Annotated in this window: 10 protein-coding genes; 6 read left to right on the top strand and 4 right to left on the bottom strand. The window is 62.8% G+C overall.

What is annotated here, in order from left to right; all coding sequences use genetic code 11:
* The first annotated feature begins 22 nt into the window (after nt 1-22).
* Nucleotides 23-1,054, top strand: a complete 1,032-nt coding sequence (locus ACVOL0_RS04195; RefSeq protein WP_481548039.1) for a LacI family DNA-binding transcriptional regulator — start codon at nt 23-25, stop codon at nt 1,052-1,054.
* A gap of 32 nt (nt 1,055-1,086) precedes the next feature.
* On the opposite strand, the gene ACVOL0_RS04200 is transcribed toward ACVOL0_RS04195, so the two are convergent.
* The 3 genes from ACVOL0_RS04200 to ACVOL0_RS04210 form a co-directional block, all read right to left on the bottom strand.
* Nucleotides 1,087-1,467 (bottom strand): SseB family protein, encoded by a 381-nt coding sequence (locus tag ACVOL0_RS04200; RefSeq protein ID WP_313397943.1) that lies wholly within the window; start codon nt 1,465-1,467, stop codon nt 1,087-1,089.
* Between the two features lie 288 nt (nt 1,468-1,755).
* Nucleotides 1,756-3,471, bottom strand: coding sequence for an alpha-amylase family glycosyl hydrolase (locus ACVOL0_RS04205; RefSeq protein WP_481548040.1), 1,716 nt, complete (start codon nt 3,469-3,471; stop codon nt 1,756-1,758).
* Nucleotides 3,471-4,952, bottom strand: coding sequence for an MFS transporter (locus tag ACVOL0_RS04210; RefSeq protein WP_481548041.1), 1,482 nt, complete (start codon nt 4,950-4,952; stop codon nt 3,471-3,473). Before ACVOL0_RS04210 ends, ACVOL0_RS04205 begins: the two co-directional genes overlap by 1 nt.
* A 210-nt stretch (nt 4,953-5,162) precedes the next feature.
* Here ACVOL0_RS04210 and ACVOL0_RS04215 point away from each other — a divergent pair, with 210 nt between their 5' ends.
* The 3 genes from ACVOL0_RS04215 to ACVOL0_RS04225 all read left to right on the top strand — a co-directional run bounded on the left by ACVOL0_RS04215 (nt 5,163) and on the right by ACVOL0_RS04225 (nt 11,186).
* A complete protein-coding gene (locus ACVOL0_RS04215) occupies nt 5,163-7,229 on the top strand; it encodes a glycoside hydrolase family 97 protein (RefSeq protein WP_481548042.1) in 2,067 nt (688 codons plus the stop codon).
* A 286-nt stretch (nt 7,230-7,515) separates the two neighbouring features.
* A complete protein-coding gene (locus ACVOL0_RS04220) occupies nt 7,516-10,287 on the top strand; it encodes a TonB-dependent receptor (RefSeq protein ID WP_481548043.1) in 2,772 nt (923 codons plus the stop codon).
* Nucleotides 10,288-10,454: 167 nt separating this feature from the next.
* Nucleotides 10,455-11,186 carry a DUF6348 family protein gene (locus ACVOL0_RS04225; protein ID WP_481548044.1) on the top strand — a complete coding sequence of 244 codons (732 nt, stop codon included), beginning with the start codon at nt 10,455-10,457 and terminating at the stop codon, nt 11,184-11,186.
* Between the two features lie 466 nt (nt 11,187-11,652).
* Here the strand turns inward: ACVOL0_RS04225 and ACVOL0_RS04230 are convergent, their stop codons facing one another.
* Nucleotides 11,653-13,266, bottom strand: coding sequence for an alpha-glucosidase (locus ACVOL0_RS04230; protein WP_481548045.1), 1,614 nt, complete (start codon nt 13,264-13,266; stop codon nt 11,653-11,655).
* Between the two features lie 203 nt (nt 13,267-13,469).
* Here ACVOL0_RS04230 and ACVOL0_RS04235 point away from each other — a divergent pair, with 203 nt between their 5' ends.
* Nucleotides 13,470-14,468: a polyprenyl synthetase family protein gene (locus tag ACVOL0_RS04235; RefSeq protein WP_481548046.1), complete on the top strand. Its 999-nt coding sequence runs from the start codon at nt 13,470-13,472 to the stop codon at nt 14,466-14,468.
* A 5-nt stretch (nt 14,469-14,473) separates the two neighbouring features.
* Nucleotides 14,474-14,731: a helix-hairpin-helix domain-containing protein gene (locus ACVOL0_RS04240; RefSeq protein WP_481548047.1), complete on the top strand. Its 258-nt coding sequence runs from the start codon at nt 14,474-14,476 to the stop codon at nt 14,729-14,731.
* Nucleotides 14,732-14,931: the final 200 nt, after the last annotated feature.

Below are 14,931 nucleotides of genomic sequence, written 5' to 3' on the forward strand. Positions count from 1 at the left end.
GTCGTTCAGATTGCTGGTCAAGATGGTCATCAAGGGCAAAGCCACCTCTTTGGATATCGCGCACATGGCCGGCGTTTCGCAGCCGACGGTGTCGCGTGCGCTGCGTGGCAGCCCGATGGTCAATGCCGACACCCGCCAGCGCATCCTCGATATCGCCCGCCAGCTGAACTACAAGGTCGACAAGAACGCCTCCAGCCTGCGTTGCCAGCAGTCCGGCACGCTGGCGCTGCTGTTCTTCGAGGACCCGACCAACGATGACTCCTTGATCAACCCGTTCTTCCACTCGATGCTGGGCTCGATCACCCGCGCCTGTGCGCTGAAGGGGCTGGACCTGCTGGTCTCGTTCCAGCAACTATCCAGCGACTGGCATGCCGACTTCGAGGACAGCAACAAGGCCGACGGCATCATCCTGCTCGGCTATGGCGACTACCACGAGTCGGTGGAGCGGCTGCAGCGGCTGGTGCAGCAAGGCACCCACTTCGTGCGTTGGGGTGCAGCCCTGCCCGGCCAGCCTGGCGTATCGATTGGCAGTGACAATTTTCAAGGCGGCTTTGATATCAGTGCACACCTGCTTGAGCAGGGCCGCCAGCGCATCGCGTTCCTTGGCCATGCTTCCAGCCACTATCCAGAGTTCGAGGAGCGTTATCGTGGCCACGTCGAAGCACTGACGGCCCGCGGTTTGCAGGCCGACCCGTCGCTACAGCACGACGCCATCACCACCGAAGATTCCGGCCACGCCGCCTGCATCGCCCTGCTCGACAGCGGCAAGGACTTCGATGCGATCTGCGCGGCCAGTGATCTGATCGCCATCGGCGCCTTGCGTGCACTACGCGAACGCGGCGTGCGTGTGCCGCAGGACATCGCGGTGACCGGTTTTGACGACATTCCGCTGGCGGCATCGGTATCGCCGCCACTGACCACGGTGCAGCAGGACACCAAGCAGGCCGGTCAGTTGCTGGTCGACAAGCTGCTGAGCCTGATTGCCGGTGAACCGGTCGAAGGCCTCACCATTCCGGTGAAGCTGGTGGTGCGGGAATCATCGCTTGGCATGTGATTCACGCAGAAAGTGCTGCCGCATACCTTGGCTCAGCTGAAATCCTTGAGGATTTCGCCCACGCCAGACGGCGAGATTTCAAAGCCCAGCGGCGTGCCGGGATTGATCACCACGCCGTAGCCACCGGGAACGCGGCGTAGTACTTCCAGCATCAGCATGCGGATGTTGTGCGGTGCCTGCTGCTGGTGGAAGCCAACCCGCGCCATGTCGGTGAACACCGCCACATGCAGCACACCCTGCTTGTCGAACAGCAACGGATCGAAGCCACTGCCGTCAGGCGTGACCAGGCTGCCGGTCAGCAGCACCACCTCGGAAGCGACGAAGGCCTGCATGAAGGCGCGGATCGGCAGTTTGCCGTCCATTGCCGTCTGCAACAGGGTTTCGATGGGGGTTTGCGGGGGAAGCTGGTTCATGCGGTGCCGCCGGGAATGCCTGGGGGCGGATTGTAGCGGGTGCGCCTTTGGGCGTCGCAGAGGCTGGTAGCAGAGCAGAATCAAGAGCTACCCCTCCCCGGCCCTCCCCTTGCCTTCGGCAAAGGGAGGGAGACAAGCAAAGCCTCTCGACCGCGACAATCTGCCCCCTCCCTTTTGCGCAGCAAAGGGGAGGGCTGGGGAGGGGTGCTCTTTGCGCGGGGTTAGGTTTTTCGCAGAGCCTTACCCTCACCCCAACCCCTCTCCCGCAGGGAGAGGGGCTTGAGCGGGTTACTGCGCCAGTCGCTTATCCCGCGCTATCTGATCCGCCATGGCAGCGTCCAGCTGCGCCTGCAGCTCCGGCTGCATCACCTGTCCTTCCAGCACAAACACCTTGACCCCATGCGCGGGCACTACGGTCTTCAGCGAACTCTTCACCTTCAAGGAACCGCCACCCAGCGCATCACGCCACTGCCCGGCCTGCAGGTAACGGCTCACCTCGAACGAACGCGAAGCATCACCCTTGTTGAGCAGCACCAGCGCCGTCTGCGCCGTGCCTCCGTGCTGCAGCACGCGGTAGAACACCGCCTCGTCGCCCTGCAGCCGCTCATTCACCTGCAGGCCGCGCTGCAACGCAGGCGTTGCTTCACGCAACTTGGCGATGCGCTGCAACGGCGCGAAGATCGGGCTCTGCCCTGCTTTATCCACCCGCTGCTGGCCAAAGTAAGCGCGATTGCCCGCATGCTCGGCACGGCCGCGCATGAAGCCGATTTCCGAGCCGTAATAGAGCACCGGGATGCCGCGTGCGGTGAACAGCCAGTTATGCGCGTCGATGAAGCCGGCATCGCTGGCGTCCAGACGCGCCATGTCGTGGTTGTCGTAGAAACTCATCAATGCATACGGGTTGGCATACGGGCCACCGCTCAGGTGCAGCGGCTCGGCCAGCGTTTCAAAGCCTTTCTGCTCCTTGCCGAACACCGAGGACAAGGCACCGCGCAGCGGGAAATCCAGCACGCTGACATTGGCATTCGCTGGCCAGGTGTGCTCGGCAATCTTCGCTGCGTCGTAGTCGAAGGCTTCGCCGAACATGAACATCCCCGGGTGCTCGGCACGGATGCGGTTTACGAACTCATGCCACCACGGATGCGGCAACCAGCCGATGGTATCGATGCGCAAGGCATCCACGCCCTGCGCCGTCCATTGCAGGTAGGCGCCAACCAGGTAGTCCATCACCGCCGGATTGTGCTCGTTGAAATCCGACAGTTCGGCCAGGTTGCCGTCGAAGATGGAACCCTTGCTGCCATCGACCGGGCCGATGTTGTTGTAGAACGCATGCAGCGGGTTGTGTTTCGGATCGAGCTTGTCAGGCGGCAGATTCTGGTGATCGGCGATCAGCTTGCCGTCCTTGTCGAAGATCTGGCCGAACTGCGGCTGTCGCTTGGGCATGGTCCAGGCCGGTGAGCCGTGGTTGCCGACGATATCCAGCACCACTTTCAGCTTGGCATCGTGCAGGCCCTTGGTCAGCCCGGCGAAATCCAGGTCTGCGCTGGGCAGGTGCTCGTCCAGCTTGTAGAAGTTGATGCCCCAATAACCGTGGTAACCGGTCTTGCCGCGGTCAGTCAGCGTGCTGGTGCAGCTGATCGGCTTGCTGCCGGTGAAAGCCTCATCGGGGTTGTCGATGATCGGCGTGATCCATATGGCGCCAAAGCCGAGCTGGCGGATGTAGTCGGCGTTGTCCAGCACGCCCTTGAAGTCACCGCCGAGGTAGCCGATGTTGCCGTCGATCTTGTCCGGGCACGGCACCGGGATATCGAAGGTGCGGTGCTCGCCGCCCTGGTCGCGGTGGTCGTTGCTGGTATCGCCATTGACGAAGCGATCGGTGACCACGAAGTACACCGCATCACTGGCGAATGGCTCGGTGGTGCCGATGTAATCCGGCCGATTGCCGGCCAAGGCCGAACCCGCCACCACTGCCAGAGCAACCGCTGCTGCCAAACGACTGCGCATCACACCACCTCCTGTTGCGACGGAACCCGCAGCACGCACAAGCCGGCTACGAACAGACTGCATCCACCCAGCACCAGCACGTGGATGGGATCGCCGCCCAACCAGTTGCGCAGGGCAAAGCCCAAGGCACTGGCGGCCACCAGCTGCGGGATCACGATGAAGAAATTGAAGATGCCCATGTACACGCCCATCTTCGCCGCCGGCACGCTGTCTGACAGCAGTGCGTACGGCAGCGACAGGATCGAGGCCCAGGCAAAGCCGATACCGACCATCGACAACAGCAGCCAATGCGGGTCCTTGATCAGCATCAGCGAGATCAGGCCCAAGCCGCCCAGCCACAGATTGACCAGGTGGCTCCAGCGCAGGCCAATCGCTCGTACCATCAGCGGAATGATCAGCGCCGCCACGGCAGCGAAACCGTTGTAGGCACCGAACAACACGCCGACCCAGTTCGCCCCTTCGTTGTACGCGGCCGACTGCGTATCGGTGGAACCGAAGTGCGTGCCAGCCACCGCTGCGGTGGTGTAGATCCACATCGCAAACAAGGCGAACCACGAGAAGAACTGCACCCAAGCCAAGCGCCGCATCGTGCCCGGCATGCTGCGCAGGTCATCGACGATGGTAGCCAGCATATGCGTGCCGGGCAGCACCCGCGCCACGCCGAGCAGCAGGCCGTAACTGACGCACAGACCGGCCAACACGTAGAGCATGCGGTCGCCTTGGCGCCAGGCGATCAACGCCGCCAACAACATGCCCAAGCCAAGCCACACGCCGATCTGACCCCATTGCGGCAGACCTGCAGCGCGTTGCACGGCATGCACCGCCGCCGGTTCGGCATCGTCGAAGCTGGCCAGCTCGGCCGGCGAGTACTCGCGCGTGCTGAACACCGTCCAGCTCATCGCCAGCAGCAATACTGCCGCGCCGAAGTAAAAGGCATAGCGCACGGTATCCGGCACCTCACCGGGCCCAGCGGTATTGGCCACACCGAAGTGGGCAAGGATGAAGGGCAGGAAGCTGGCCACCACCGCGCCCACGCCGATGAAGAAACTCTGCATCGAGAAGCCCGTCGGACGCTGCCTGGGCGACAACTGATCACCAACGAAGGCGCGGAACGGCTCCATCGAGATATTGATCGAGGCATCCAGCACCCAAAGCGTGCCGGCGGCAATCCACAGGGTCGGCGAGTTCGGCATCACCAGCAGGGCGAGCGTGGTCAGCACCGCGCCGATCATGAAGTAGGGGCGGCGCCGGCCCCAGCGCGTCCAGGTGCGGTCAGACAGATAGCCGATCACCGGCTGCACCAGCAGCCCGGTCAGCGGTGCGGCGATCCACAGTCCCGGCACCGCGTCCATCGGTGCGCCCAGCGTTTCAAAGATGCGGCTGGCATTGGCGTTCTGCAGCGCGAAGCCGAACTGGATACCCAGGAAGCCAAAACACATGTTCCAGATCTGCCAGAACGACAGCTGCGGTTTGCTATTCATCAAGCGCTTCCCCCCTCCGGGAATCACGGATGCGATGTTGGGCGCGGATGCGCTGCAGCCATGGTAGAGGGCGCACCTGTGATCTGCACCGCTGTTGCATACGTATTCAATGCAGCATTGCCCCCACAGTGGCCTCGGCCGGGGAATAGTGGCGCCACGTGCCACCCCGCTGGGCCGGCGCGCCGACCAGAACCCGGAGTTGAGACCCGCATGGCCGATACACGTCCCACCCCTGCCCGCCTGTCGCTGAAAGCTGCCTTCGCGCTACTGCTGATCAGCTGCCTGCCGGCCTACGCCGCCGATCTGGCGCGCGTCACCTCACCCGACAAGCAGCTCGTGGTGATCGTCGAATCCCAGCACGAAGGCCGCCCCTCGTACCGGGTGGAACGCAATGGCCAGGCGGTGATCGCGCCGTCGCGGCTGGGCATGCTGTTTGGTGATGGCCGCCTGGAGCGCAATGTCGCGCTTACCGGGCAGTCACAGCGCAGCTTCGATGAGACCTGGGAGCAGCCCTGGGGCGAGCGCCGCCTCACCCGCAATCACTACAACGAGCTGCGCGCCAGCTTCACCGAGAAGCCCGGCGCCGGCCGCAACTACGAGCGCCGCTTTGACGTGGTGTTCCGCGTCTATGACGACGGCATTGGCTTCCGCTACGAGTTCCCGCAGCAGGCCGGCATGAAGCAGGCGCAGATCCATGCCGAGCTGACCGAGTTCGCGCTAGCGCGCCCGGCCACCGCCTGGTGGATTCCCGCCTTCGAGTGGAACCGCGAAGAATACCTGTACCACCAGACCCCGCTGAAGGAAGTCGGCACCGCGCAGACCCCGCTGACCCTGCGCAGCGACAACGGCCTGCACATCTCCATCCATGAAGCCGCGCTGGTCGACTACGCCGGCATGAACCTGGCCCGTGGTGATGGCGACATCCTGCGCGCGACGCTCACGCCGTCCAGCAGCGGCGCTCCGGTGGTGCGCACCCTGCCCTTCAACACCCCGTGGCGCACCATCACCATTGGCGAGAGGGCGGGCGACCTGGCTGAGTCCAGCCTCATCCTCAACCTCAACGAGCCCGACGCCATCGGCGATGTGAGCTGGTTCAAACCGGCCAAATATGCCGGCGTGTGGTGGTCGCTGCACCTGGAAACCGAGACCTGGGCGACCGGTCCCAAACACGGCGCCACCACCGAGAACACCCGCCGTTACATCGACTTCGCCGCCGCCAATGGTTTCCGCGGCGTGCTGGTGGAAGGCTGGAACATCGGCTGGGACGGCGACTGGTTCGCCAACGGCGAAGCCTTCGACTTCACCCGCGCCACCCCGGATTTCGACCTGCCCGGCCTTGCCCGCTACGCCGCCGGCAAGGGCGTGCACCTGATCGGCCACCACGAAACCGCCTGCGCGGTCAGCCACTACGAACGCCAGCTACCGGCCGCGCTGGACCTGTATGCGCGCAACGGCGTGGATGTGGTCAAGACCGGCTATGTCTGTGACGCCGGCGACATCCACCGCCAGGACCAGGTCGATGGTCCGATCACCCGCGAATGGCACGAAGGCCAGTGGATGAGCAACCACAACCTGCGCGTGCTGCAGCAGGCCGCCGCCAGGCACATCGCGATCAACTCGCATGAACCGATCAAGGACACCGGCCTGCGCCGCACCTACCCGAACTGGGTTTCGCGCGAAGGCGCGCGTGGCATGGAGTTCAACGCCTGGGGCAACCCGCCCAACCCGCCAGGCCACGAGGCCACGCTGGTGTTCACCCGCATGCTGGGCGGGCCGATGGATTACACGCCCGGCATCGTCAGCCTGAAGGGCCGCAACGGCCTGCCCCTGCGCAGCACCCTGGCCAAGCAGTTGGCGCTGTACGTGGTGCTGTACAGCCCGGTGCAGATGGTCGCCGACCTGCCCGAGCACTACGCCCAGCACCCGGACGCCTTCCAGTTCATCAAGGACGTGGCGGTGGATTGGGAGGAAAGCCATGTGCTCAATGGCGAGGTTGGCCAGTACGTGACGTTTGCGCGCAAGGCGCGTGGTAGCGAGGAATGGTTTGTCGGCAGCGTTGGCAGCGAGAAGCCGCAGGCACTGGATGTGGCCTTGTCGTTCCTGACCCCGGGCAAGCGTTACCGCGCGGAGATCTACCGCGATGGTGAGGGCGCCAATTGGGAATCTGCACCGTTTGCGTTTGCCCGTGAGATGCGGGTGGTAGGCAGTGCTGACCGGATCAAGCTGCAGCTGGGGGCTGGCGGCGGCGCTGCTGTGCGGTTTGTTCCGGTGGAATAAAGGCTGCGCGGCCTGAAGCCCAAAGCTCCGGGCTCTGCTTTGATGCCGTCATTCCTGCCTGCGCGGAAATGACGGCGCAAAGACAAAACCCATGCAGAAAGCGTTTTCACACCTGTCTGCCGCCGCAAACGTCCATTGAATACGTATGCAGCCCAGCGCCATGGGCTTGCCTGCTGATTACCATGCGAGTCAGTCGCAAGCAGCGAAAAAAACAGCGACGCATCCCCCACACCAAGACGGGGGAGCACAGAACACAACCAACCGACATCACCTGGGAGAGGGGAGTATGTTGAACACCAAGCGCAACCTGCTGAGCGTTGCACTGGCCTCAGCCATCACATTGACTGCCACCGGCGTGCACGCGCAGACCGTGGACGACGAAGCCAAGGCGAAGGCCAAGGCTGAAGCTGTGGATCTGGACACCGTCACCGTCACCGGCATCCGCCGCGGCATCGAAAGCGCGATCTCGGTCAAGCGTGACTCGAGCTCGATCGTGGAAGCCGTCTCGGCCGAAGACATCGGCAAGCTGCCGGACGTCAGCATCGCCGAATCCATCGCCCGCCTGCCCGGTCTGGCCGCCCAGCGCGTCGCCGGCCGCGCCCAGGTGATCAGCGTGCGCGGCTTGTCGCCCGACTTCGCCACCACCCTGCTCAATGGCCGCGAAGTGGTCAGCACCGGCGACAACCGCAGCGTCGAGTTCGACCAATACCCGTCCGAACTGATCAGCGGGGTTACTGTCTACAAGACGCCCGACTCCGGCCTGATTGGCCAGGGCTTGTCCGGCACCCTCGACCTGCAGACCGTGCGCCCGCTGAGCTATGACGCTCGCGTCATCGCGCTTAGCGGCCGCTACCAGAAGAACTCGTTGGGCGAAGCCGCTGGCGAAGACCCGTATGGCAGCCGCGCCAACTTCAGCTACATCGACAAGTTCGCGGACAACACCATCGGTCTGGCTATTGGTTTCTCCCATTCGGAGATGTCCAAGCAGGAGAACCAGGTCGGCCTGTATGAGCCGTGGCAGAAGCTGGGTGGCGATGACTGGCGCCCGGGCGTCCCCGGCGGCACCTACTACTCCGATGGCATCAAGGCCCTGCGCCGCACAGGTCACGCAAAGCGTGACGGCGTAATGGCGACGCTGCAGTTCCGGCCCAACAACAGCTGGACCAGTACGCTGGACACCTTTTATACCAAGGCCAAGGAATACGACACTGCCAACCAGATCGAAATCCACCTGGGTGGCTACAACGGTGGCTACGATCCGCTGAACCTCACCAATGTGGTGGTGGGCAGCAATGGCAGCTTCGAAAGTGGCGTTGCCCACAACGTCTACCCGCTGGTACGCGGCATGTACAACCACCGCGAAGACAGCATCAAGGCCATTGGTTGGAACAACGAGTTCAACATCGGCGATGTACGCTTGGTGGCCGACGTCAGCTGGTCCAAGGCCGAGCGCGACGAGTTGAACCTGGAAAACAACCTGCAGCTGCTGCCGGCACCGGCGCTGGATTCGGTGACCCTGAATTACGGTGGCAGCGGCTTCCCTCAGTTCACGCTGGGTCGAGACTACTCCGACTACAGCAAGCTGTTCCTGACCAACACCATTTACGGCTCGGGCTACGGCAAAACCCCGCACGTGGACGACGAGCTGAAGGGTTTCAAGCTGGCAGCTACCATCCCGGTGCCGGAAGGCTTCAACTGGTTCTCCGACTTCGACATCGGCGTGAACTACGCTGATCGCAGCAAGAACAAGACCCAGGCCGAAGGCAACATCAACCTGGGCGCACAAGGCATCACCAGCATCGCCGCCGACCTGCAGTACAAGCCGGTCAATCTGGGTTTTGCCGGCGCTGGCTACATCCCGGCCTGGAATGTGCCTGCTGCGGTTGGCCGCTACATGGTGTTCAAGCCGACCACCACCGAAAGCTACCTAATTCCGAAGCAGTGGACGGTGGACGAAGAGATCATCACCACCTTCCTGCGCGCCAACATCAGCACGCATATCGGCTCAGTTCCGGTACGCGGCAATGTCGGCATCCAGGCCCAGCACGTTGATCAGTCATCGCACTCCAACTACTGGGATGGTTCGCAGGCGGTTGGCAGCCAGGTGATTCCGATCAACGAAGGCAAGAAGTACCTCGACTTCCTGCCGAGCTTGAACCTGGCTTTCGAACTGCCGGCCGAGAACACCGTGCGCTTCGCGCTGGCACGCCAGGTTGCCCGCCCGCGTGTCGATGAGATGCGGGCTTCGATGGAGTTCGGCGTCGACACCAACAATGGCATCCCTGGTGCCAGCGGCGGCAACCCGAACCTGGATCCGTGGGTGGCAAACGCGGTTGACCTGTCGTGGGAGAAGTACTTCGGCAACAAGGCATATGTTGCTGCGGCGTTCTTCTACAAGGATCTGAAGACCTACGTCTTCACCGAAAAACGTGATGGCTACGACTTCACCGACCAGGTAGACGCATGGCTGCTGGCCAACGGCGTCAGCCTGCCTCCGGGCATTGTTGTCGACAAGACCGGTACCTACACCGCACCGTTCAACGGCAAGGGTGGCAGCCTGCGTGGCCTGGAACTGACCGCATCACTGCCACTGGATCTGTTCTCCGACGCCCTACGCGGTTTTGGCGTTGTAGCCAGTGCTGGCTTCAATGACAGCAACATCACCATCCCACCGGATCCGGCAACCGTTTCCAGCGTGGGCAGCGACCCGATCATGCTGCCAGGCCTGTCCAAGCGCGTTTACAACTTCACTGCCTATTACGAGAACAACGGCTTTGAAGTGCGTCTGAACCAGCGCAAGCGCTCGGACTTCATCGGCGAAATCGGCAACTTCAACGGCGCCCGCACGCTACGTTACGTCAAGGGCGAGAATGTCTTGGACGCACAGTTGGGCTACAGCTTCGGCGACGGCACCATGTTCAAGGGCCTGGGTCTGTTCCTGCAGGCCAGCAACCTGACCAACTCCAAGTACGAAACCTATGCCGGCACCAAGGACCGTCCGCTGGAAACCGTGGAATGGGGCCGCACCTACCAGGTGGGTGTGAACTACAAGTTCTGATTCATCCCTGCCGTGCAGGACCGAAGGCCCGCTGCCATTGCAGCGGGCCTTTTTTGTTCGCCGAAGTGCTTGCCAGTGCCGCAGGGATCTTGGCGGCAAGACGGGCTTTCCGCTAACGTAACTGCGCCGTTTCGAATCGAACTGCTCGTCAACAAGGAAGATGACTCATGGATTTTCTGCGCCGGCTGCTGCGCAAGCAGCACGACGAACACCCTGCCGAGCTGCGCCAGCTGCATGCCGCCCTCAAGACCTACCACAGCTCAGCCCGGATCGAAGCCGATCACGTCAGTCTCGCCAACGGCGTCAGCGTACGGACTCAGTTGATCGAAACCCATGCTTTCCCCAACGGCGGAGTCAGGACGGCCACAGCCACGCTGACATCGCACGGCACCGCCTTCCCTGACGGTCTATACGAGTATCAGCATGCAAGCGGCGCGGATGTGGAGAGCGCACTGCACAATGGCTTTGATACCTGGGCCAGAACGGATCTGGTTGCCATTCTCGATGCACTGGCAGTACAGCCGGAACATTGCACGACAATGGAGCTCGACTTACCCACCGACGCCACGCAGCGACCCCGTTGCCGGCAAGTCGTGTTCGGGCCTACTGCCCGCTCCGCCGCCAACCCTGCTGCGGAGGAAGCAGACCACGGGTTCTGTCCCTGCTGTTTGTTCACCAACAGCCTTGCAGCTTTCCAATCAAGCCTGGCCGCGGACGGTGTACTCGGCATCCGTATTTTCGTGAATCGTGATAGCGACGGAACGTTCACGGCGGACTGCCGGATCAATGGACAGGACCACCCCGACGCCCTGCCCCTGCTGATCGAATACGCCAGAAGCTGGCCTGGCGAAGGCAATGAGTTCCGCAAGCAATATATTGTGATCCGCGACAAGCCTTGAGCGTTGTTCACTGACGATCGCATTCGAGGTGACACAAGTGCATGCTCCCCACAAAATCCTGGGGACTTGGCTTTGAGATCAGGCTCCAGCTTTGGGCCTTTGGTTTTGAGCTTTGGTTTTGAGCTTTGGTTTTGAGCTTTGGTTTTGAGCTTTGGTTTTGAGCTTTGGTTTTGAGCTTTTGCTTTGAGCTTTTGCTTTGAGCTTTGGCTTTGAGCTTTTGGCTTTAGATTTCGCTTTGCACTCTTGCTCTGGAATTTCCCTTCTCCCGCTTGCGGGGGAAGGTGCCCGGAGGGCGGATGGGGGGAGCTTTGGCTTTGGCTTTGGCTTTGGCTTGCCTTAAGAAGCGCCCTCACCCCAACCCCTCTCCCGCAAGCGGGAGAGGGGCTTCAACAAAAGCAAAATCAAAAGCCCAAAAAAAAGGCGGAGATGCTATCTCCGCCCGCACAAAAGAGAGAGCAACAAAAACTCAGCCGCGACGCGCGCAATACACCGCGTGCCCAGGCAATACCAGTTCGCCAGCCTCAACCGCTCCGGCCACCGGACCCGGCAGCGCCAAAGCCTGCCACTCACCGACCGGCAGCGCATGCCGCACCGTTTCGCCAGATAGATTGAAGGCCAGCAACAAGGCCTCATTACCCGCCTGCCGCTCGAACAACAACACCGGCTCAGCACTATCCAGGAAGCGAATTGAACCCTCGACCAAGGCCGGATGCGCCTTGCGCCAGCTCAGGAAGTTGCGGAAGGCATGCAGTACCGAATCCCCATCCACTTCCTGCGCCTGCACCGACAAAGCCCGATGCTCGGCCGGAATCGGCAACCACGGCTTGCCAGTGGTAAACCCAGCCAATGCGTCATCAGTCCACGGCATCGGCGTACGGCAACCATCACGGCCCTTGAAGTTCGGCCAGAAGGTAATCCCATACGGATCCTGCAGCGATTCAAACGGCACATCCGCTTCACCCAGGCCCAACTCCTCGCCCTGGTAGATACAGACCGATCCACGCAGCGAGCAGACCAGTGCCGCCAGCATCTTCGCCAGCGACGGCTTGGCCGGATACCCGCCCCAACGGGTCACCGCACGCTGCACGTCATGGTTGGACACCGCCCAGCACGGCCAGGACTCGCCCATCGCCGCTTCCAGTCGCTCGACGGTGCCGCGGATGTAAGCCGCGCTGTAATCATCCACCAGCAACTCGAAGCTATAGCCCATGTGCAGGCGGCCCGGCGCGGTGTACTCGGCAGTGGTCGCCAGCGAATCCTCCGAGGAGATTTCGCCCAGCGTCACCGCCTGCGGGTACTGGTCCAGCAAGGCGCGCAGGCGCTCCAGGAAGCCGATATTTTCCGGGCGGGTGTTGTTGTAGTAGTGGTACTGGAACGCATACGGATTGTCCGGGCTGAAACCACGGCCAATACGCTCGCTCTCAGGCTTGGGCGGGTTGTCGCGCAGTTGCGCGTCGTGGAAGCAGAAGTTGATCGAATCCAGGCGGAAGCCATCCACGCCACGGTCCAGCCAGAACTTCACATAGTCCAGGGTTGCCTGCTGCACCGCTGGATTGTGGAAATCCAGGTCCGGCTGCGAAGCCAGGAAGTTGTGCAGGAAATACTGCCGACGCCGCGGCTCCCACTGCCAGGCGACGCCACCGAAGATCGACAGCCAGTTGTTGGGCGGGCTGCCGTCGTCGCGCGCATCGGCCCACACGTACCAATCGGCCTTGGGGTTGTCGCGACTCTCGCGGCTTTCCTTGAACCAGGCATGGTCCACCGAGGTATGGCTGAACACCTGGTCGATCATCACCTTCAGGCCCAGCGCATGCGCCTTGGCCAGCAAGCGGTCGAAATCGGCCAGGTTGCCGAACAACGGGTCCACATCGCGGTAATCGGCGATGTCGTAGCCGAAATCGGCCATCGGTGACTTGAAGAACGGTGACACCCAGATCGCGTCCACACCCAACGAGGCCACGTACTCCAGGCGATCGATGATGCCCGGCAGGTCGCCGACGCCATCCCCATTGGTATCCAGGTAGCTGCGTGGGTAAATCTGGTAGATGACGGCACCGCGCCACCATGGAGTCTTGGACATCGAACGCCCCCCTACGGGCCTCAGAGCCCGTGTTTCAGGGCCGCGAAATGTATGCCGGCCAGCTTAGCGTCGGTGCTTTGCCGACGGTGTTGCTTGCATACGTATTCACTGCGCAAAGGCCCGGTTTCCTTCGGTTTTCGGCCCCGACGGGCCGCCCCGGCCGACTCCGCCTATAATCCCCCGGTACCCCCTGAAGTCTTCCTATGAGCATCGCCGAACATATCCGCCCCGCGCTGGGCCTGCCTGCCATCCAGACCTTTGCCGCAGCGGACATGGCTGCCGTCGATGCCCTGATCCGTCGCCGCCTGTCCTCGGACGTGGTGCTGATCAACCAGATCGCCGACCACATCGTCTCGGCGGGCGGCAAGCGCCTGCGGCCGATGCTGGTGATGCTGGCCGGCCATGCGGTCGGCGGCGCCGGCCCCGAGCACCACCAGCTGGCGGCGATCATCGAGTTCATCCACACCTCCACCCTGCTGCACGACGATGTGGTCGACGAATCCGACCTGCGCCGCGGCCGCAGCACCGCCAACGCCCTGTGGGGCAATGCCCCCAGCGTGCTGGTCGGTGACTTCCTGTACTCGCGCAGCTTCCAGCTGATGGTCGAACTGGAACACATGGCGGTGATGCAGATCCTGGCCGACACCACCAACCGCATCGCCGAAGGCGAAGTGCTGCAGCTGCTGCACGTGCATAACCCGGATACCGACGAAGCTGCCTACCTGCGCGTGATCGAGCGCAAGACCGCGGTGCTGTTCGCCGCCGGCACCCGCCTGGGCGCGCTGGCCACCGGTGCCGACGAGGTCGTTCAGCAGAAGCTCTACGACTACGGCATGCACCTGGGCTATGCCTTCCAGATCGCCGACGATGTGCTGGATTACTCCGCCAATGCCGAGGAGCTGGGCAAGAACCTGGGCGACGACCTGGCCGAGGGCAAGGCCACCCTGCCGCTGATCCATGCCATGGCGCACTCGGACGACGTGGTCCGCAATCGCCTGCGCGAGATCGTGCAGGACGGCGATGCCAGTGCGATGCCGGAAGTATTGGCAGCGATCCACGCCACTGGCGGTCTGGAATACAGCCGCAAGCGCGCCGTTGAATATGCCAACGCCGCCGAACAGGCGCTGGACGGCCTGCCGGAAACCGACGCCGTCGCCGCCCTGCGCGGCCTGGCACGTTACGCCATCGAACGCAGTCACTGATCGCGATGGCAGGCCTGCAGCAGTTCAACGAGGGCGAGCGCGCCGTGCTGTTGGCGGTGAAAGGCGTGGGCGCCACCGTGGTTTCACGCTTGGAGCAGTTGGGGTTTCATTCCCTGCAGCAGCTGGCCCAGGCCGAAACCGGCGACGTCGTCAGCCAAGCCTCGGCCATGCTGGGCAGCAGTTGCTGGCGCAACAGCCCGCAAGCGCGGGCGGCGATCAGTGGGGCGATAGCGGCGGCCAAAGGTGTTGTAGGAGCGGCATAAGCCGCGAAGCCACAGCTGTTCCCGGCGCCATTGAACGCGCGCAACCCTTGCTACATCCCGTGCGGGCGGCATTTGCAGCGATCTGACAGATAGCCAGCTTCGCGGCTTACGCCGCTCCTACAAAGCATGGGCATTACCGGTAAGGCCCCAGCCCAGCAATGCAGCGCCCCACGCACCCACCCATTTCCGGTGGGAATGGG

It is taken from the genome of Stenotrophomonas sp. STEN021 (genome assembly GCF_056760175.1).